The sequence below is a fragment of the Plantactinospora sp. ZYX-F-223 genome, from assembly GCF_039649625.1.
Taxonomy (GTDB): Bacteria; Actinomycetota; Actinomycetes; order Mycobacteriales; family Micromonosporaceae; genus Plantactinospora.
This window is the reverse complement of sequence record NZ_JBDJAV010000016.1, coordinates 50,167-70,335: the sequence shown is the minus strand read 5'-3', so window position 1 is coordinate 70,335 and position 20,169 is coordinate 50,167. Positions and strand designations below refer to the sequence as shown.

Sequence of the window (20,169 nt, the reverse complement as noted above, 5' to 3'; positions counted from 1 at the left end):
TCCTGTCATGATGCCTTGGTTTGGCCCTGTCCCATGGACCAATCGCGCCCTAGCGTCGGTCCGGTGAAGCTCTCGAACCCGGTCGCGGTGCTGCTCTGCGTCAGCGGGATGGTGCTGGTCGGCAGCTCCGTCTCGATCAGTCAACTCGTCCTCGACTATCCACACCTGACCGGCCAGGCGGCCCGCTACGCGCTGGCCGCCGCCGTACTGTTCGCCCTGGTCCGGCGCTTTCCCGGCCTGCTGGCCGGCGGCACGCCCCCGCCCGGCCGGCCCAACCGGCGGGAGCTGGTGCTGCTGACCACGCTCGCACTGACCGGGATGGCCGGGTTCAACGCCTGCATCCTGGTCGCGCTGCCGCACGCCGACCCGGCCGTGGTGGGCACCTTCATCGGCGCCGCGCCGCTCGGGCTCGCCCTGCTCGGCCCGCTCACCGGTGGCCGCCGCCCGGCGCTGCGGCTGGTCGCGGCGGCCGGGATCGTCGTCGCCGGTACCGCACTGGTGCAGGGCAGCGGTCGGGCGGACGCGATCGGGATCGTCGCCTCGCTCGGGGCGTTCGGCGGCGAGATCGCGTTCTCGCTGCTGGCCGCGGCCGTACTGCCCCGGCTCGGGCCGGTACGCGTCGCGGCGTACAGCTGCGCGCTGGCCGTACCGCTGCTGCTGCTGGCGGCGGTCCCGGCGGGTGAGCTGGCCCGGTGGCGGCTGCCCACCCCCACCGAGGCCGCCGCGTTCGGTTACCTGGCGGCGATGATGACCGTGATCGCCTTCCTCGCCTGGTTCACCGGGCTGCGCAGGCTCGGGGTGGAACGGGCCGGGGTACTGGTCGGGGTGATGCCGATCGCCACCCTGCTCACCGCGGCGGTCCAGGCCGGTCGGCCGCCGCACCTGGGGCAGACCGCCGGCGTGCTGGTCGCGGCGGTCGGCATCGCCGTCGGGCTGAGCGCGGGCCGCCGCCGCGCCCGGACCCCGGCGGAGACCGCCGCCGTCCGGACCGGCTAGCCGGGGGCTGTTGGAACGTCGGCGCGCCGGCGCCGGAGCGCGGACAGCCGAGGCTCCCCTGCGTCGACCGGCCCGGAACTCGCGCCGCTGCCCGCATTGTGCCGCGCGGCCCTGGTCACCGACCGTAGCGTGGATCAGGTGAAGGATGCCCGCCTCAGCCGCCGGCTGCTGCTCGCCGGCCTCGGCTCGGCCGCGCTGGCGGCGGGTACCTCCGGATGCGGCTCGGGCCCGACCCCGGCCCGGCTCGCGCCCACCCCGTCCCGGCCGCGCGGGCCGGCCCGGCGCGACGAGGCGGCGCTACGCCGCAAGATCGCGAGCCTGCTGGTGGTCGGCTTCCGGGGCCAGCAGGCGTCCGAGGCCGAGTGGATCGTCACGGCGATCCGGGAGGGGCTCGGCGGCGTCATCCTCTTCGACCGTGACCTGACGACCGACGCCGTACGCAACGTCAGCTCACCCGGTCAGGTGACCGCGCTGGTGAAGGCCCTGAAACAGGCATCACCCGGCCGGCTGCTCGTCTCGATCGACCAGGAGGGCGGCCGGGTCGCCCGGCTCAACCCCGGCAACGGCTTCCCGGCCACCCGGTCACAGGCCGAGATCGGCCGGGCGGACTCGATCCCGACCACCCGGGCCTGGGCGGAAGGGCTCGTGCACAGCCTCACCTCGATCGGCGTCAACCTCAACTACGCGCCGGTGGTGGACCTGAACGTGCGCCCGGACAGTCCCGCCGTCGGCGCGCTCGAACGCAGCTTCTCCGCCAACCCGGACGTGGTGGTCCGGAACGCGGCCGAGGAGGTCCGGGTGCACCGGGCCGCCGGGGTACGCACGTCGCTCAAGCACTTTCCCGGGCTGGGCAGCGCGACCGGGAACACCGACTTCGCCGTCGTCGACGTCACCGACTCCTGGCGGGAGACCGAACTCGAACCGTTCCAGAAGCTGATCGCCAAGGGCGCCGCCGACTCGGTACTGGTCGGGCACGTACTCAACCGGAAGCTCGACCCGGACCGGCCGGCCTCGCTGTCCCGGGCGGTCGTCACCGACCTGCTGCGCGGCCGGCTCGGCTGGCGCGGCCCGGTGGTCAGCGACGACATGCAGGCCGTGGCGATCACCAGCCGGTTCGGCCGGGACGAGGCGGTCGCGCTGGCCCTGGAGGCCGGCGTCGACCTGCTGGTCTTCGGCAACCAGCAGGAGTATGACCCGAACGTCGTCGGCCAGACCCTCGACACCGTCGTCCGGCTGGTCCGCTCCGGGCGCCTCACCGAGCAGCGGATCGACCAGTCGGTGGCCCGGGTCGACACGCTGCGCCCGAAACGCTGACCCCGGTCGCCGGGCTATCTCGGTAACCGCCGGTCACAGCGGCGGCCAGGCATTGGCCAGCAACTGCCGGAAGTGCGCCGGGAACCACTGCCGGAACGGCGGAGCGTCCGGCAGCGCCCCGGTGCTGCGGACGGAGCCGCCCGGCCACGGGTTGTAGGTGGGATCGCACATCGGCTCGTACGGCTGGCCCCACGCCCGGTCGACATCGGCACCGTCGGACTCACCGGGCGGTTTGACCCACACGTACGCGTCGATGCCGGGCTCCGGGGCGACGGCCGGCCGCTCGCCGAGGCCGGAGCCCGCCTGGTTGCACCAGTTCGAGATGAACGCCCGCCGGTCGATCCGGCTTCGGTCGACGTACTCGTTCAGGTCGCCGGTGGTCGCCGCCGGTCCGGTGGGCCGGGCCGGGCCGCCCCAGCCGTTGCGCGAGGTGTCGACCAGCAGACTCGCCTGCGCGGCGAAGCCCTCCCCGGCCAGCAGATCCCGCATGTGACGCGCGTACGGCACCTCGTCGACGAACGGGTTCCAGTCGACCCACCTCGACTGGTGCACCGGCTGGCCGTTGACGACGGTGTCGGCGCGGAAGTACTCCTCGTGCAGCACGGAGTAGTTCGCGGTGTTGGCGACGAAGCCGTGCACGTTCGCCAGCGTGCTGCCCGCGGTGGTCGCGGCCTGGCGCAGCAGTGCCGCCACCGGGCCGGAGTTGTCCGGCCAGCCGAGTTCGCCGTGGTGGCTGATGTCCAGGTACGGGTAGACGTGGGGCAGGGCGCCGAGCCGGGCCAGGGCGTACCCGATCCCGTCCAGGTAGGTGCCCCGGTCCCGCACCCTGTCGCAGGCCCAGGTGGCGGTGTGCCGAGGGCTCGTGTTGACGACCAGGTTGGGCAGCGAGTTCGGCTCGACGATGGCGACGATCCGCAGGCCGGCGTAGCGGGTGTCGGCGAGGATCTCGACGATCGGATCGATGAACTCCGTCCGGTACCGGTCGAGTTGGTCGATCGAGAGTTCGCCCTGCGGGGTCGGCCGGCCGCAGTCGCGGGACGGCAGGTTGTAGAGGGTCACCTGTACGAGCTCGGCCTGCTGCGCCACGGCGGCGTCCAGATGGTCGCGCAGGCCCATCGCCCCGTCCCGTCCCTCGATCGCGGCGATCCGGTCCAGCCAGACGGCGGTCGGCTGGTCGGCGATCGCGTCGCCACCGGGCTCGGCGGCGGCCCGGGCGGACCACTCGGGATTCACGTACACCCGGGCTCCGGCGTACGGGTTGGCCACCCGGCGCGGCGGATCGGCCGCGCCGGCCGGACCGGCGCTGCCGAGCGCCCCCGCGAGGAGGACGAGTACGGCGAGGGCGGCGAGGGCCGTGCGGCCCCGGGCGGGTACGCGTCCGGAACGGGGCATGGTCATGACGCTGGCTCCTCAGCAACGGGTCGGCGCCGGGGTACGGCCCGGACCGGTTCCGGCCGGCGGCACGGTAACCGGCAGGGTCGCCAACCATTTACATGTTTCGATTCATCATGCCATCCCTCGCACCGTCCGCGCAGCTCCACGAAGGTGCCGAATCACTGCCCGGCGGACTGGTTCTCCGGGCTGGCGTCTCGGCGGTGCGGCGCTCGGTCGCTCCCGGGACGCTGACCGGGATGACCCGGCGTCAGGACGGCGGGACGGAATCCCGTTCGGCCGCGAGGACCGTGGCCGCGTAGTCCAGGGTCGCCTGGCGCAGCGCCGCCTCGGCGTCCAGCCCCGCCGCCCGGGCCCGGGCCACCGTCTCCAGCAGGCTCGCGCCCAGCCGGACCGTCTCGTCCGCCTCGGCGGCGGGCTTCGGCGGCGGCAGGTCGAGCCCGGCCCGGTCGACCCGGTGCAGCACCTTCGCCGCCAGCGCCAGCGCCGGCTGGGAGAGCGCGACCCCGTCCAGCACCGAGGCCCGGGGCTTCTCGGCCCGCTTGATCCGCTCCCAGTTCTCGATGATCTCATCGATGCCGCCGACCTCGGTGTCGGCGAAGACGTGCGGGTTGCGCCGGACCATCTTCGCCACCAGGCCACCGGCCACGTCGTCGATCGACCAGCGCTCGTCCTCGGGCAGGTTCTCCGCCAGCCGGGCGTGCAGCACCACCTGCAACAGCACGTCCCCCAGCTCCTCGCGGAGCGCGACGAGATCGTTCGCCGCGATGGCGTCGTACGCCTCGTAGCACTCTTCGAGCAGATACTGCGCCAGGGAGGCGTGGGTCTGCGCCCGCTTCCACGGGTCGCCGCCGGGCGAGGCGAGCCGGTCCATCACCGCGACCGCGTCGAGCAGCCGGGCACCGGGCGGGTCCCAGGAGCCGTACATCAGCTCCAGCTCGGCCAGCCCGGGTTGGCGGGCCAGCCGCAGCCCCAGCTCCCGAGCCAGGTCCTCGTCGCCGGCCGGGCCGGCCAGCCAGACCGCCGTACCGTGCGCGGCGACCGTGGCCAGCAGGTCCGGCACCGGAGTCCCGGTGACGGTCACCTCGGCCCCGGCCGCGCGTACCGCCGTGGCCAGTTCGCTCTCCGCGCCGGCCAGCACCGGGAAACCGCGTACGACGTCCCAGGCGGGCGCGGTCAGCAGCCCGGCCGGCAGCCGGGGCGAGGTGACCAGCAGCACGATCCGACCGGCCGGGCCGGGCGGTGCGCCGGTCATCGGCCGGTAAGACTGGTCGACGGCGGAGTCATCGCGGCAGGGCCGGTGGCGTGGGCGGTGGGTCGGGCGCCGCTCAGCGGGCGTCGACCACGGTGTCGGCGCCGGACTGGCCGATCGGCACGACCAGCGCCGGGCTGCTGTCCGAGAAGGTCAGTACCGGGTATTCCAGCGGCCGGTAGCGCGGGTTGACCGTGACGTCGGAGCTGTTCAGCGCCTCGGTCAGGGTGTTGCGCATCGCCAGCGCGCGCCGCAGCACGTCACCGTCGAGCTGCTGCCCAGCCTCGCCGTCCTTGGCGTCCGGCGGGATCACCCCGGCGGCCCGACCCCGGGCCACCACGTCCATCAGCTCATCCTGGGTCGGGGCGACCGGCTGGCTCACCGGAATGCCGGCCCGGCAGGCGTCCAGCTCGGAGAAGAGCCGCGCGTAGCGCGAGTCCGCCGGCAGGCCGGTCGCCCGGGCGACCTCCTCGATCGGGGCCTGCTCCGACGGCTTGAAGCCCTTGTCGGCGGCGAGCTTGAGGCAGACCTCCCGCATCACCAGGGTGCCGACCACCTGGGCCCGGGTCGGCGCCTTCAGCTCGGGGGCGTCCGGCGCGGGCGTGGCGCCCGGCTCGTGCCCACCCGGCGGCACCTTGCTCCGGACGTCGTCGAGCACCGAGGTCACCTCGTCCTCGGTGATCTTCTTGTCCCCGAGGTAGACGGCGACGCTGGAGTCGGACCGGCAGGCGGACAGGACGGTGGTGCCGAGAACGGCAATGACCGCGATCGAAGCCAGACGACGGGCACGCTGCATGCTCGACACTCTCTCACGCAGCGCTCGGCGACGCGGGCACGGGGTCACCCAGCACGTCGCGGAGGAGTCGCGCGCACCAGTCCAGCAGCGCCTGGTCACGCAGCGGCTCGCCGCCGATCCGCCGGGTCGTCGGGCGCGGCACGCTCACCTGGTCGGTCGCCGACTTGTAGACCGCGTCCGGGTGGTAGCGCTTGAGCCGGAGCTGCTTCGAGTCCGGCAACGGCAGTGGGGAGAACCGCAGGTGCCGGCCCTGGGCCGAGACGTCGGTGAGCCCGTACGCCCGGGCCAGCAGCCGGAACCGGGCCACCGCCACCAGGTTGGCGACCTGCTCGGGTGGCTCGCCGTACCGGTCGGTCATCTCGGCCACCACCTCGGTCAGCCGGTCGGCGTCCCGGGCCTGCGCGAGCTTGCGGTACATCTCCAGGCGGAGCCGCTCCACCCCGATGTAGTCGTGCGGCAGGTGCGCGTCGACCGGAAGGTCGATCTTGATGTCGACCTCCTCCTCCGGCGCCTCACCCTTGAACGCCTGCACCGCCTCGCCGACCATCCGGACATAGAGGTCGAACCCGACCCCCTCGATGTGCCCGGACTGCTCGCCGCCGAGCAGGTTGCCGGCGCCCCGGATCTCCAGGTCCTTCATTGCCACGTACATCCCGGCGCCCAGCTCGGTGTGCTGGGCGATGGTGGCCAGCCGCTCGTGCGCGTGCTCGGTCAGCGGCTTCTCCGGCGGGTAGAGGAAATAGGCGTACGCCCGCTCCCGGCCCCGGCCCACCCGGCCCCGGATCTGGTGCAACTGGGCCAGCCCGAGCAGGTCTGCCCGCTCCACGATCAGGGTGTTGGCGTTCGGGATGTCGATGCCGGACTCCACGATCGTGGTGCAGACCAGGACGTCGTATTCCTTTTCCCAGAAGCCGACCATGACCTTCTCCAGGGCGTCCTCGCCCATCTGGCCGTGCGCGACCGCGACCCGGGCCTCCGGCACCAGCTCCCGGATCCGCCGGGCCGCCCGGTCGATCGACTCGACCCGGTTGTGCAGGTAGAAGACCTGGCCGTCGCGGAGCAGCTCGCGGTGGATCGCCGCGGCGACCTGCTTGTCGTCGTACCCCCCGACGAAGGTCAGCACCGGGTGCCGCTCCTCCGGCGGGGTGGCGATGGTCGACATCTCCCGGATGCCGGTGATCGCCATCTCCAGGGTCCGCGGGATCGGCGTCGCCGACATGGTCAACACGTCCACGGCGGTACGCAGCGTCTTCAGGTGCTCCTTGTGCTCCACCCCGAACCGCTGCTCCTCGTCCACCACCACCATGCCGAGAGACTTGAACCGGGTGGCCGACTGGAGCAGCCGGTGGGTGCCGATCACGATGTCCGCGCTGCCGTCGGCGGCGGCGGCCAGGGTCGCCTCGGCCTCCTTCGGGGTCTGGAACCGGGAGAGCTGCCGGATCTGCACCGGGAACTGCCCCATCCGCTCGGCGAAGGTGTTGTAGTGCTGCTGGGCCAGCAGCGTGGTCGGGACCAGCACCGCCACCTGCTTGCCGTCCTGCACCGCCTTGAACGCGGCCCGGACCGCGATCTCGGTCTTGCCGTACCCGACGTCGCCGCAGATCAGCCGGTCCATCGGGATCGACTGCTCCATGTCCCGCTTGACCTCCTCGATCGCCGCGAGCTGGTCCGGCGTCTCGGTGTACGGGAAGGCGTCCTCCAGCTCCCGCTGCCACGGGCTGTCCGGGGCGAAGGCGTGCCCCTTGGACGCCTTGCGGGCGGCATAGAGCTGGACGAGCTGGGCGGCGATCTCCCGGACCGCCTTGCGGGCCCGCGCCTTGGCCTTCTGCCACTCGGCGCCGCCCATCTTGTGCAGGGTGGGCGCCTCGCCGCCGACGTACCGGGAGAGCTGGTCGAGCTGGTCGGTGGGGACGAAGAGCCGGTCACCGGGCTGGCCGCGCTTGCTGGCCGCGTACTCGATGACCAGGTATTCCCGGTCGGCGCCGTTGACGGTGCGCTGGACCAGCTCGACGTACCGGCCGATGCCGTGCTGCTCGTGCACGACGTAGTCGCCGGCCCGCAGCTCCAGCGGGTCGATGGTGTTGCGCCGCCGGCTCGGCATCTTGCGCATGTCCCGGGTCGACGAACCCCGGCCACCGGTGATGTCGTTGCCGGTCACCACCGCGACCCGGGACGCGGTGTCCAGGAAGCCGTGGTTGAGCGAGCCGCAGGTGACGATCAGCTCACCGGCGGCCGGCGGGGTCGGCACGCTCTCGGTCAGCGCGGCGCCGAGCCCGGCGTCCCGGAGCACCTCGACGGCGCGCTGCGCCGGCCCGTGCCCCTCGAAGACCAGTGCCACCCCCCAGCCGTCGCCGACCCAGCGCAACAGATCGTCGACCACCCGGGCCGTCTCGCCGTGGTAGAGCGGCACCGGCTGGGCAGCCAGGGCCAGCGACTCGCCGGTGTCCGGCACCACCGTCACCTCGGGCTCCGGCTCCACCGCCCACGGTTCGACGGTCGCGGCCGGCCCGGGGGTTGCCTCGACCAATCCGAACGGCGACGCCGACCACCAGGGCTGGCGCAGGGCGGCGGCGGTGGCGCGTACCTCCGCCAGGGTCTTGAAGGCGGCGGCGCCGAGGTCCACCGGGGCCTGGCCCCCGACGGCGGCCGCGGCCCAGCTCGCCTCCAGGAACTCCGCCGAGGTACGCACCAGGTCGTGCGCCCGGGTCCGGATCCGCTCCGGGTCGCAGAGCAGCACGTGGCTGCCGGCCGGCATGCAGTGCAGGAGAAGCTCGAGCGAGTCGCTGCCGATCAGGGCCGGGGCGAGCGACTCCATCCCCTCGACCGGAATCCCCTCGGCGAGTTTGTCCAGGATCTCGGCCAGCTCCGGGTGCTGTTCGGCCAGCTCGGCGGCCCGCTGCCGGACCGGCTCGGTGAGCAGCAGCTCCCGGCAGGGTGGCGCCCAGAGCGCCGGTACCGCCTCGATGGTCCGCTGGTCGGCGACGGCGAAGGTGCGGATCTCCTCCACCTCGTCGCCCCAGAACTCGACCCGGGACGGGTGCTCGTCGGTGGGCGGGAAGACGTCCAGGATGCCGCCCCGGACGGCGTACTCCCCGCGCTTGGTGACCAGGTCCACCCGGGCGTACGCCAGGTCGGTGAGGCGGCGGGCGGTCTCCTCCAGCCCGGCCTCGGCCCCGGCGGCGAGCCGGACCGGCTCCAGGTCGCCCAGCCCCTTGAGCTGCGGCTGCAACACCGAGCGGACCGGGGCGACGACCACCCGGACCGGGCCGGCGTGCTCGGCGAGATCAGGGTGGGCCAGCCGGCGCAGCACGCCGAGCCGCCGGCCGACGGTGTCGGAGCGGGGCGAGAGCCGCTCGTGCGGCAGGGTCTCCCAGGCCGGATAGACCACGACCTGCTCCGGCGGCAGCAGACTGCCGAGCGCGCCGGCCAGGTCGTCGGCCTCCCGGGTGGTGGCGGTGACGGCGAGCACCGGGCGCCCGGCGCCGCCCGCCTCCTCGCCCGCGGCCACGGCGGCGACCAGGAAGGGCCGCAGCGCGGGCGGGGCGGTGAGGTCGAGCCCGTCGGCGTCCGCGCCGCCGGTGCGGGCCAACGAGCGGGCCCGGGCCAGCGCGGGATCGCGGAGCGCGGCGGTGAGCAGACCGGTGAGCACGCAGATCACAACCTTGCAGATGGGCACGCGGAAAGTGCCCCACGCCCGATCCGGGCGGGGGGTGCGGGGTGAGGCAGGACCCGGGGCGTTGCCGTGCCGGGAGGCCCCTCCTCAACGCCGCCGTCAAGCCTATCCCCTGCGCCCGACAAACCCGGTGCCACGGCCGGTACCCGCGCCGGTCGCCGGCTGGCCATTCGCGTATTGGGTACGGGAAGTAACATTCGGGCCGTACCCGAGAGGAGGCGGACGATGTCGGTGGAGCGCAGCGGCGGCGGGGATCCCGACCGCACCCTGGCGTTGCTCTGGACCGCCCAGCCGTCGCCCGGCGCTCCGGGAGCCACCGGCAAGCCCGCTCGGGGCCGCCCTCCCCGGTTGACGGTGCGGCAGATCCGGCAGGGCGCGATCGCCTTCGCCGACCGGGAGGGCCTGGCCACCATGTCGATGGCCCGGGTCGCCGAGGAACTGGGCGTCGGCACGATGTCGCTCTACACGTACGTCCCGGGCAAGGCCGAGTTGATCGACCTGATGGTCGACGGGGTGATGACCGAACGCGACCTGCCAGGCCCGGACGACGTACGCCGGGTGGGCTGGCGGGCCAGGATCGAGCTGTACGCCGAGCGGACCCGGGCGATGTACCAGCGCCACCCGTGGCTCCGGGAGGTCTCCACCGTCCGCCCACCACTCGGGCCGGGACTGCTCGCCCAGCAGGAGTACCTGCTGGCGGCCCTGACCGATCTCGGCCTGCCGGCCCGGCAGACGGTCGCCGCCGGAAACGCGATCGTCACCTTCGTCGACGCCGCCGCCCGGCAGCAGGCCGAGACCGACCAGTTGGAGCGGGCCACCGGGCAGTCGACCGACGAGTGGTGGTCGGACCGGGACTCGTTCTGGGCGGAGCACTTCGACGTCGCGCGCTACCCGGCGATGAACCGCACCTGGGAGGCCGGCGGGTTCGTCGACACCCCCGACGCGATGGCCGACGCCTACCAGTTCGGGCTGCGCCTACTGCTCGACGGCATCCAGCGCACCGTCGAATCCGGCGGCCGCTGACCGGGCCGCCGCTGCCGCCGCTGACCGGGCGGCTCGGTCCGGTCGACCCGGACGCGGGTGGCACCGGGGATCCGCCGGGGGTGAAGCGGCCGACGAGTGCGTGGCCAGCCGGGCCGGCATACTCCCCCGCGCGCACTGTCGAGCTGGGTGCACAGACGGGGCAGTCAGCAGCTCCGCTTCATCCGCCTCCGCTACATCCGCCTCCGCTACATCCGGCTCCGCTACATCCGGCTCCGCTACATCCGGCGGCGGGAGCACAGGTCTTCGTCCGGCGGTGGGAGCGCAAGCGGGGCAGCTCGACAGTCGACGCGCGGAGGTGGTGCCACCAGGTTCGGCGGTCCGGTTGGTCCGTCCGCTCGCCCATCGCGGCGTCCGGCTGCGGCCCGAGAGCCATCGGCCGACAGCCGGTCAGTAGCGGACGCTGATCCGCTTCGCCGCCGCGTCGAGGCGGACCTCGCCGCCGTACGGGACGACGAGCTGCGGGTCGGTGTGCCCGATCTCCAGGTCGAAGACGAGTACGGCATCGGGGGCGTACTCGACGCAGGCCCGGCGCACGGCGGCCCGCTGGGCGTCGGCGTAGGCCCGCTTCTGCTCCGGGGTGTGCCGGCGGGCGAAATCCCAGGCCTTCGCCCGGCCCACCAGTACGGCGGGAAAACCGCCGAGCAGCCCGCGCTCCCCCATGTCCCGCAGGATCCGGTACACCTCGACGTCCGGGGGCAGCTCCTCGGAGGTCTCGATCAGCAGCACGCAGCCGGCGTACGCCCCGTTCGAGCCGACCCGGCCGGCCCGGAGCAGCCAGGAGAGCACCTCCAGGTTGCCGCCCCAGATCCGCCCCTCGACCAGCCGCTCCGGGCCGTACCAGCGCCGGCCGGAGGCCGGGAACATCGTCGGGGCCCGGTCCAGCCCGGCCGGATCACGCCAGTCACCGGACTCGTCGGTGTATTCGGCGACCTCGGGAAGCTCGTGCCAGCCGCTGCCGAACAGCGCCGTACGCAGCGATTCCACCGTCACCGGATGCGTCGCGCCGCCCCGGCCGAGGTGCACCATCACCGAGCCGCCGTGGTAGGCGACCACGCCCAGGTCGAAGAGGTGCGCCAGCAGATTGGTGTTGTCCGAGTAGCCGAAGAACGGCTTCGGGTTGGCCCGGAGCACCGCGTCGTCCAGATGCGGGACGACGGTGATCTGGTCCTCGCCGCCGATGGTGGCCAGCACCGCCGTGATCGACGGGTCCGCGAAGGCGGCGGTGAGGTCCCGGGCCCGGTCCCGGGGGTCGGCGTCCAGCACCCGGGTGGTCGGATACTCGACCGGGACCAGGTCGAACTCGGCGCGCAGCCGGCGCAGCCCCAGCTCGTACACCTCGGGGAAGAGCCCCGGCAGGCCGGCGGAGGGCGAGACCACCGCGACCCGGTCCCCCGGTCGGGGCTTCGGCGGGTAGTGCGGCGTCGGACCGGACGGCTCGGACATGCCGACAGGCTAGTCGCCAGGCAGCGCGCGGGCGGGGCGTGAGCAAGCTAACGATCACGGCACGAGCCTCGTTAGCGTTCCGGGACCGGCCGCCGATAACATCCACGGTGTCGGACAACGCTGTCCTCCGTACTCGATCAAGGAGCGCACGGTGACCGACCAGCATGATCACGACGGGCCCGACGCCGCGCTGCGGGCCGACATCCGCCGGCTCGGCAAGCTCCTCGGCCAGACCCTGGCCCGCCAGGAGGGCCCGCCCCTGCTCGACCTGGTCGAGGAGGTCCGCGCGCTGGTCCGGCACGACGCAGAGGCCGCCGCCCAGCGGCTCGGCGCGATGGACGTGACCACCGGCACCAAGCTGGCCCGGGCCTTCTCCACCTACTTCCACCTGGCCAACATCACCGAGCAGGTGCACCGGTCCCGGGACCTGCGCCGGCAGCGGGCCGTACACGGCGGCTGGCTCGACCAGGCCGCCCGGCTGATCCGGGAGCGCGGGGTGCCGCCCGAGGAGATCGCCTCGGTCGCCCGCCGGCTCTCCGTCCGGCCGGTCTTCACCGCCCACCCCACCGAGGCGGCCCGCCGGTCGATCCTCTCCAAGCTGCGCGCCGTCGCCGACGAACTCGACGCCGAGGCCGCCGCCGCGATCCTCTACGGGGCCAGCGACGAGGGCCCGGCCAGCCGGCGCCTCGCCGAACTGCTCGACCTGCTCTGGCAGACCGACGAGCTGCGGCTCGACCGGCCGGACCCGACCGACGAGGCCCGCAACGCCATCTACTACCTGCGCGACCTCTACGCCGAGGCGGCGCCGCAGGTGCTCGACGACCTGGCTGACACGCTGCGCGGACTGGGCGTGGAGACCGCGCCGACCGCCCGGCCGCTGACCTTCGGCACCTGGATCGGCGGCGACCGGGACGGCAACCCGTTCGTCACCCCGCAGGTCACCCGGGACGTACTGCTGATCCAGTACGAGCACGGCATCCAGGCGACCGAGGCGGCGATGGAGGCGCTGATCAACGAGATCTCGGTCTCCCGCCGGCTGCGCGGAGTCAGCCTCGACCTCTCGGCCAGCCTCGCCAAGGACCTGGACGCGCTCCCCGAGGTGGCCCCCCGGTTCCGCCGGGTCAACGCCGAGGAGCCGTACCGGCTCAAGGCCCGGTGCGTCCGGGCCAAGCTGGCCAACACCCGGCGCCGGCTCAACCAGGGCACCCCGCACGTGCCGGGGCGGGACTACCGGGGCTCCGCCGACCTGCTCGCCGACCTGGAGCTGATGCGCGCCTCGCTGGCCCGCAACTCCGGCCAGCTCACCGCCGTCGGCCGGCTCGCCTCGGCGATCCGCACCGTCGCCGCCTTCGGGCCGCACCTGGCGACGATGGACATCCGGGAGCACGCCGAGGCGCACCACGTGGTGCTCTCCCAGTTCTACACGCAGGTCGGCGAGGTGCCGGACTACGCATCGCTGAGCCGGACCGAGCGGACCAAGCTGCTCGCCGAGGAACTGACCGGCCGCCGCCCGCTCTCCACCATGGACACCCCGTTGACCGAGCCGGCCCGGAAGACCTTCGACGTCTTCGGCACCATCCGCGAGGTGCAGGAACGGTTCGGCGTCGAGGTGATCGAGTCGTACATCATCTCGATGACGCTCGGCGTGGACGACGTACTCGCCGCCGTGGTGCTGGCCCGGGAGGCCGGGCTGGTCGACGTGCACACCGGCCGGGCCCGGGTCGGCTTCGTGCCGCTACTGGAGACCCCGGCCGAGCTGGACGCCGGTGGCGAACTCCTCGACGAGATGCTGTCGCTGCCGGCGTACCGGGCGATCGTGGCGGCCCGGGGCGACGTGCAGGAGGTGATGCTCGGCTACTCCGACTCCAACAAGGAGGCCGGGATCACCACCTCGCAGTGGTCCATCCACCGGGCCCAGCGCGCGCTGCGGGACGTGGCCGCCCGGCACAACGTACGGCTGCGGCTCTTCCACGGCCGGGGCGGTACGGTCGGCCGGGGCGGCGGCCCCACCCACGAGGCGATCCTCGCCCAGCCGTACGGCACGCTGGACGGCGAGATCAAGGTGACCGAGCAGGGTGAGGTCATCTCCGACAAGTACACCCTGCCCTCGCTGGCCCGGGAGAACCTGGAGCTGACCCTGGCGGCGGTGTTGCAGAGCACGCTGCTGCACACCACTCCCCGGCAGCCCGCCGAGGCGCTGGACCGCTGGGACGCCACCATGGACGTGGTCTCCGGTGCCGCCTACCGGCGCTACCGGTCACTGGTGGAGAATCCGGACCTGCCGGCGTACTTCTGGGCCTCCACCCCGACCGAGCTGCTCGGCGCGCTCAACATCGGCTCCCGGCCGGCGAAGCGGCCGAACACCGGGGCGGGGCTGGCCGGGCTGCGCGCCATCCCGTGGGTCTTCGGCTGGACCCAGACCCGGCAGATCGTCCCCGGCTGGTTCGGCGTCGGGTCAGGGCTGGCCGCCGCCCGCGAGGCCGGGATGGCCGACATCCTGGCCGAGATGCACCGGGCCTGGCACTTCTTCGGCACGTTCCTGTCGAACGTCGAGATGATGCTGAGCAAGACCGACCTGAACATCGCCCGCCGGTACGTCGAGACCCTGGTCCCGGAGCCGCTGCACCCGATCTTCCACATGATCGAGGCGGAGTACGAGCTGACCAAGCAGGAGGTGCTGGCCATCACCGCCTCCCCCGCGCTGCTGGAGAACTCCCCGGTGCTGCAACGCACCCTGGCCGTCCGGGACACCTACCTGGAGCCGCTGCACCACCTCCAGGTGGCGCTGCTGCGGCAGTACCGCGACTCGGGCGCCGCCGGGCGGGCCGTGGCCACCGCTCCGGGCGGCCGGCGTGCTCCCGGCGACGGTACGGCGCTGGAACGGGCCCTGCTCACCACCGTGAACGGCATCGCCGCCGGCATGCGCAACACCGGCTGAGCCGCTGGCAGGGCCGTCGGAGCCGACCCGGGCGAAAATCGAGGAACGGGTCTTGACATCGACGCGACTTGATGTCGAAAATTTACGCCATCGCGTCGGCCAGTGAAAATTATCGGCCCCTCGCCCATCGGTGACGGGGCCGTGGCGTTTCTCCCGGACGCGCGACCAGACGGCAACCCCCACCCGTCTCCACCACCCGTGGTTCGGCATCGTCCACCCCCTCACCCCCGGGAGGAACCCATGTCCGGCACACCCCTCGTGCGCAGACGCACCCTGTTGGCCGCGGTCGCCGGGATCGCGGCCGCGCCGCTGCTCGCCAGCCCCGCCCAGGCCGCACCGCCGAAGATCTACCTCGACCCGGGACACGGCGGCACCGACCCCGGCGCGGTGGGCAACGGCCTCCAGGAGAAGGCCCTGACCCTCGACATCGCGCTGCGCACCCGCACAGTCCTACAGAGCAACTGGGACGTCTCGATCCGGATGTCCCGCACCACGGACATCACCCGCAGCCTGAGCTACCGCAGCAGCGACGCCAACTCCTGGGGCGCCAACATCTTCGTGAGCATCCACATCAACGCCGGTGGCGGCACCGGCTTCGAAAGCTACGTCTATCCCAGTGCCGGCGCCGCGACCCTGCGCCTGCAGGACGAGGTGCACGCGGCCGTGCTGAGCAACGCCCGCACCGTCGGCTCGGTTACGGATCGCGGCCAGAAGACGGCCAACTTCCAGGTTCTCCGGGAAACCGCGATGTCGGCGGTACTCACCGAGAACCTCTTCATCGACCGGGCCGCCGACGCCGCCCTCCTCGCCCGCGCGGACTTCCGGCAGGCGCTCGCTGTCGGGCACGCCCGGGGAATCGCCCGGTACTTCGGCCTCGCCTGATCAGGTAGCCGTGGGGCGTCGGTCGGGCGCCGCCGGACACCGGTCTCGCCGAGGCGAGGCGGCGGGAACCCGCGCACGTCGCGGCGCACCCACCTGCCGACGCACTCCCGCGACCGGTACCGGCGGGCCCGAACCGGCCCCACGGCTCCTCGTCGGTCAGCTCGTCTCGCCGGCCACGCTGAACCTGCGCAGCCGGCGGATCGCCAGCAGGGTGAAGCCGACCGTGAAGACCGCGCTCATCACGATCGCCACCGGCAGCGACACCGACCCGTCCAGCAGCGCCGTCGGCGCGATCCGGTCGGTCAGGGTCACCACGTAGTGCTGCACCGACAGCACCCGGGTACCGCTGACGATGTTGGCGAGCAGGCCCTCCCAGATCAGCACGTAGACCAGGCCGAGCAGCACCGGACGGCGGGTCAGCAGGCTCAGGGCCAGGAAGAACGCCGAGTACACCAGTGCGCCGACCGCGCTCGCGGCGGCCAGCCCGAGCCCGAAGCGTACGGACTCGACCAGCACCCCGGCGACGTAGAGCGGTACGGCGACGGTCAGCGCGCTGACCCCGGCCGCCACGGCCAGCTTCGGCAGCACGATCTGCCACCGGGGCAGCGGCTTGGTCAGGATGTGCAGCAGCGTGCCGTCGTCGATCTCGGAGCCGAGCACCGCCGTGCCGACGATCAGCGCGGTGACCGGCAGGACCACACCGAGCCCGAGCCCGTAGACGACCGGCTGACCCCACTCGGTCGGGGCGATCCCGGTCGCCCGGGCCAGCACGGCGAGCCCGACCAGCAGCACCGGCAGCGGGAAGAGCAGCAGGAACCGGCGCCGGCCGAGCAGCCCGCGTGCGGTGATCCAGGTAACAGTCGTCATGGGCGTCACGCCTCCACCAGGTAGGAGAACACGCTCTCCAGGGATTCGTCCGAGGGCAGCAGCCGGCGTACCCGGATGCCGGAGGCCAGCGCGATCTTCGGCAGGGCCCGGGTGAAACTGCCGTAGTCGCCGGCCCGGACGGTCAGCCCGTCCCGGGTCACGTCCACCCCGTTCACCGAGGGCTGGCCGATCAGCTCCACCGCCAGCCGCCGGTCGTCGCTGGACTGCACCGCGAAGACGTGCGGCCGGTTGGTCATCAGCCGCCGGATGGTCCGGAAGTCGCCGGAGGCGGCCAGCCGGCCCGAGACGATCACCTGGACGGTGCCGGAGACCTGCTCGACCTCCTCCAGGATGTGCGAGCTGAACAGGATCGTCCGGCCCTGCTCACCGAGCGAGTGCAGCAGCTCCATCATGTGCAGCCGCTGCCTCGGGTCCATCCCGTTGAACGGCTCGTCCAGCAGCAGCACCTGCGGGTCGTGCACCAGCGCGGCGGCGACCCGGGCCCGCTGGCGCATGCCCTTGGAGTACGTGCCGATCCGGCGGTCCTGCGCGTCGGTCAGCTCGACCAGCTCGATCGCCCGCCGGGCCGCCGCCTCCGGCTCGGCCAGCCGGTGCAACCGGGCACTGGCCACCGCGAACTCGTACGCGCTGAGGAAGTCGTAGACCGACTCGCGCTCGGTGACCAGGCCGAGTTGCCGGTAGACCGCCGGATTGCCCCAGGTGGGTTCGCCGTCCAGGGTCACCGTGCCCTTCGAGGGGGCCAGGAAGCCGGCCATCATGTGCAGCACGGTGGTCTTGCCGGCGCCGTTCGGCCCGAGCAGGCCGGTCACCCCGGCACCGAGGCTCATCGACACGTCGTTGACGGCCACCACGTTGCCGTACCAGCGGGAGACTCCGGCCAGTTCCACGTTACTCATCGGGCGGCGACCTTCCGGTAGCGGGCGAGCAGCAGCAGGATTCCGGCGACGACGAACCCGACGGCGACCAGGCCGTAGAGCGGGCCGTACGAGCCGATGTCGAGGTCACCGCTCGCCTCGAACGCCCAGTCCCCGATCCCGCCGACCAGGGTGACCGGACTGGCCAGCCCGGCGAGCTGGTTCGCCGCCTCGTACGGCATCACCGACAGCACCCCGACCACGGGAGTGGTCAGCAGGAACGCGCCGACGATCGCCCCGGCGGCGACGGCCCGGCGCCGGACCAGGGAGGCGACCAGCAGCGCCAGCACGGAGTAGATGATCGCGTGTACGGCAACGTAGCCGAGCGCCGGCAGGAAATCCCCGAGCTCGTCCCAGACCGCCCCGATGCCGTCGACCATGAACGCGGCACCGGCGAACATCACCGTCAGCGGTACCCCGATGGTCAGGAACGTCGCCGAGACCAGCGCGGCCAGCTTGACCACCGCGTAGTCCGAGCGGTGCAGCGGGCGGGCGAAGTAGAGCGGCAGCACCCCGCTGTGCAGGTCCCGGGAGGCGAGTTCCGGCGCGACGATGGCGCAGAAGAAGATGATCAGCACGCTGAGCACCTCGGGGAACTCGGCGTAGCTCAGCGCCGCCGTGCCGGTCTGGGCCCGGACCGCGACCAGCACCGCGGCGACCACCCCGACCACCCCGACGATCAGCCAAGGGAAGATCTTGGCCTTGATGGTGCGCCCGAGCCCGAAGGCGGTACGCAGGCTGTGCAGGTAGAGCGCGCCGACCAGGTGCCGCCGGCCGAGCCGGGGACCGTCGTACCGCTGGTAGCCGATGTCGTGGATGACCCCGGCCGGTCGCTCGGTCTGCGGGGTGTCGAGGGTGGTCATCTGGTGCCCTCCAGGGCCGTGCCGGCACCGATCGGCTCGGAAACCCGGGCCGGATCGGTGGCGAAGAGTTCGACGACCCGGTGCCGCCGCTGGTCGAGCCGGTGCAGCGGCAGGTCCAGCTCGGCCACCGCGGTCAGGATCAGGTCGTACGTGCTGTCGAGTGCCGAGTCCCGCGCCTGCGCGCCGGCCGGCTCCGCCTCGACCAGCGGTACGAGCAGCATTCGGCCGTCCCGCCGGACCGGCAGGCCGGCGGCGGCCAGCCGGGCGGCCAGCTCGTCGGTGCCCTCGCTCACCTCGACCGAGAGCACCTCGGTCACCGCGGTCATGTCGGAGAGCTGTGCCGACCGGAGCAGCCGGCCGCCCTCGATCGCGACCAGCGCGTCGCAGATCCGTTCGACCTCGCCGAGCAGGTGCGAGCAGACCAGGACCGAGATGCCGAACTCGGTGCCGATCCGCTCGATCAGGGCGAGCATGGCGTCCCGGCCGGCCGGGTCCAGCCCGTTGGTCGGCTCGTCGAGCAGCAGCAGGTCCGGGTCGTGCACCAGCGCCTGGGCCAGCTTGACCCGCTGTTTCATGCCGGTGGAGTAGCCCCCGACCTGGCGGTAGCGCTCCTCGTAGAGGCCGACGTGCCGCAGCGTCTCGGAGGCCCGCTCCCGGGCGGTCGTCTTGGGCAGCCCGCTCATCCGTCCCATGTGCGTGACGAACTCCGCGGCCGACAGGTCCGGCGGCAGGCAGTCGTGCTCCGGCATGTAGCCGACCCGGGCCCGGACCTGGTGCCCGTCCACCATCGGATCGAGGCCGAGCACCCGGGCCTGTCCGCCGGTCGGCTCCAGCAGGCCGAGCATGATCTTGATAAAGGTCGACTTGCCCGCACCGTTGGCTCCGACCAGACCGACGATGCCCGGCTCGACGGTGACCGTCAGGTCGGACAACGCGGTCACCCGATTGCCGTACGTCTTGGTCAGCGACTGGGTCGCGATCACTGTCACGCTGCCAGGGTAGGGCCGACGGCACGTCCCGGAGGTCAGGAAACCACCCTGGAAGTACCCCCGAATCGGCGGGCGCCGGCGACCGCCTCCCCTAGGGGCCGGGGTAAGACTTTCGTAACCGGTGCGGGGCGCCGGTCCGCCCGCGACCGGGTTGACTGGCGTCATGTCACGTCGCCTGCTCCGCTCCCCGCTGGCCTGGGCGGTCGCCGCCGTACTCGTCGCCGTCGCGGTCTTCGGCGGCTACTGGTTCCAGCCGTGGAAGATCGTCGTCGACCGGGACGTCGCCGAGCGGCTCACCGAGCCGGCGCCGGGACCGCCGGCCGGCACCCCGGCACCCGGAACCGGCTCCACCGGCCCGTCGACCCCGCCCCCGCCGGCCGCGACCGCTGCCGATGCCGCCCGGCCGGTGCTGGTCAGCAGCGGCGGGTTCGTCACCCACGAGCACCGGACCAGCGGAACGGCCCGGATCGTCCGGGACCCGGCCGGCGGTCACCGGCTGGAACTCGTGGACCTCGACACCTCCAACGGCCCCGACCTGCGGGTCTGGCTCACCGACCAGCCCGTGCGGGAGGGTACGGCCGGCTGGCACGTCTTCGACGACGGCCGCTGGGTCGAACTGGGCCGGCTGAAGGGAAACCGGGGCGACCAGGCGTACGCCATCCCGGCCGGCGCCGACCTCGACCGGCTGCGTAGCGTCTCGATCTGGTGCCGGCGCTTCGCGGTCTCCTTCGGCGCCGCCGAACTCCGCCCGGTTGGGTAACCTCCTGGTGGCCACCGACCGAACA

At 73.0% G+C, this 20,169-nt stretch carries 15 protein-coding genes; 6 read left to right on the top strand and 9 right to left on the bottom strand.

The annotated features are described in order from the left end of the window. Positions 1 to 63: 63 nt before the first annotated feature. A complete protein-coding gene (locus tag AAH979_RS17840) occupies positions 64 to 996 on the top strand; it encodes a DMT family transporter (protein ID WP_346259239.1) in 933 nt (310 codons plus the stop codon). A 138-nt stretch (positions 997 to 1,134) separates the two neighbouring features. Beyond that, positions 1,135 to 2,310, top strand: coding sequence for a glycoside hydrolase family 3 N-terminal domain-containing protein (locus AAH979_RS17835; protein ID WP_346259238.1), 1,176 nt, complete (start codon positions 1,135 to 1,137; stop codon positions 2,308 to 2,310). A gap of 33 nt (positions 2,311 to 2,343) precedes the next feature. On the opposite strand, the gene AAH979_RS17830 is transcribed toward AAH979_RS17835, so the two are convergent. From AAH979_RS17830 to mfd, 4 genes are all read right to left on the bottom strand, one after another. Further along, positions 2,344 to 3,708 carry a glycoside hydrolase family 6 protein gene (locus AAH979_RS17830; RefSeq protein WP_346259237.1) on the bottom strand — a complete coding sequence of 455 codons (1,365 nt, stop codon included), beginning with the start codon at positions 3,706 to 3,708 and terminating at the stop codon, positions 2,344 to 2,346. 244 nt (positions 3,709 to 3,952) lie between these two features. Continuing rightward, positions 3,953 to 4,957: a nucleoside triphosphate pyrophosphohydrolase gene (locus tag AAH979_RS17825; protein ID WP_346259236.1), complete on the bottom strand. Its 1,005-nt coding sequence runs from the start codon at positions 4,955 to 4,957 to the stop codon at positions 3,953 to 3,955. Between the two features lie 73 nt (positions 4,958 to 5,030). Continuing rightward, positions 5,031 to 5,750, bottom strand: a complete 720-nt coding sequence (locus tag AAH979_RS17820; protein ID WP_346259235.1) for a hypothetical protein — start codon at positions 5,748 to 5,750, stop codon at positions 5,031 to 5,033. A gap of 13 nt (positions 5,751 to 5,763) precedes the next feature. After that, a complete protein-coding gene (mfd, locus tag AAH979_RS17815) occupies positions 5,764 to 9,399 on the bottom strand; it encodes a transcription-repair coupling factor (RefSeq protein WP_346259339.1) in 3,636 nt (1,211 codons plus the stop codon). 249 nt (positions 9,400 to 9,648) lie between these two features. Here mfd and AAH979_RS17810 point away from each other — a divergent pair, with 249 nt between their 5' ends. Then, positions 9,649 to 10,446 carry a TetR/AcrR family transcriptional regulator C-terminal domain-containing protein gene (locus tag AAH979_RS17810; protein WP_346259234.1) on the top strand — a complete coding sequence of 266 codons (798 nt, stop codon included), beginning with the start codon at positions 9,649 to 9,651 and terminating at the stop codon, positions 10,444 to 10,446. A 408-nt stretch (positions 10,447 to 10,854) separates the two neighbouring features. Here AAH979_RS17810 and AAH979_RS17805 read toward each other — a convergent pair whose 3' ends face one another. Continuing rightward, entirely contained in the window at positions 10,855 to 11,910 is a 1,056-nt protein-coding gene (locus AAH979_RS17805) for a S66 peptidase family protein (RefSeq protein WP_346259233.1), read from the bottom strand. Between the two features lie 151 nt (positions 11,911 to 12,061). On the opposite strand from AAH979_RS17805, the gene ppc reads away from it, so the two are divergent. Next, positions 12,062 to 14,848 (top strand): phosphoenolpyruvate carboxylase, encoded by a 2,787-nt coding sequence (ppc, locus tag AAH979_RS17800; RefSeq protein WP_346259232.1) that lies wholly within the window; start codon positions 12,062 to 12,064, stop codon positions 14,846 to 14,848. A 240-nt stretch (positions 14,849 to 15,088) separates the two neighbouring features. Next, complete coding sequence (locus AAH979_RS17795) at positions 15,089 to 15,730, top strand: N-acetylmuramoyl-L-alanine amidase (RefSeq protein ID WP_346259231.1); 642 nt, start codon at positions 15,089 to 15,091, stop codon at positions 15,728 to 15,730. 156 nt (positions 15,731 to 15,886) lie between these two features. On the opposite strand, the gene AAH979_RS17790 is transcribed toward AAH979_RS17795, so the two are convergent. Genes AAH979_RS17790 through AAH979_RS17775 form a run of 4 tightly spaced genes read right to left on the bottom strand, consistent with a single transcriptional unit; the run spans position 15,887 to position 19,384 of the window. Continuing rightward, positions 15,887 to 16,597 (bottom strand): ABC transporter permease, encoded by a 711-nt coding sequence (locus tag AAH979_RS17790; RefSeq protein ID WP_346259230.1) that lies wholly within the window; start codon positions 16,595 to 16,597, stop codon positions 15,887 to 15,889. 5 nt (positions 16,598 to 16,602) lie between these two features. Next, positions 16,603 to 17,514: an ABC transporter ATP-binding protein gene (locus AAH979_RS17785; RefSeq protein WP_346259229.1), complete on the bottom strand. Its 912-nt coding sequence runs from the start codon at positions 17,512 to 17,514 to the stop codon at positions 16,603 to 16,605. After that, positions 17,511 to 18,395 (bottom strand): ABC transporter permease, encoded by an 885-nt coding sequence (locus AAH979_RS17780; RefSeq protein WP_346259228.1) that lies wholly within the window; start codon positions 18,393 to 18,395, stop codon positions 17,511 to 17,513. The genes AAH979_RS17785 and AAH979_RS17780 overlap by 4 nt, the downstream gene beginning before the upstream one ends. Further along, a complete protein-coding gene (locus AAH979_RS17775; RefSeq protein ID WP_346259227.1) occupies positions 18,392 to 19,384 on the bottom strand; it encodes an ABC transporter ATP-binding protein in 993 nt (330 codons plus the stop codon). Before AAH979_RS17775 ends, AAH979_RS17780 begins: the two co-directional genes overlap by 4 nt. A gap of 163 nt (positions 19,385 to 19,547) precedes the next feature. Between AAH979_RS17775 and AAH979_RS17770 the strand changes: the two genes are divergently transcribed. Continuing rightward, on the top strand, positions 19,548 to 20,144 hold the full coding sequence (locus AAH979_RS17770; protein WP_346259226.1) for a DM13 domain-containing protein: 597 nt from the start codon (positions 19,548 to 19,550) through the stop codon (positions 20,142 to 20,144). Positions 20,145 to 20,169 lie beyond the last annotated feature (25 nt).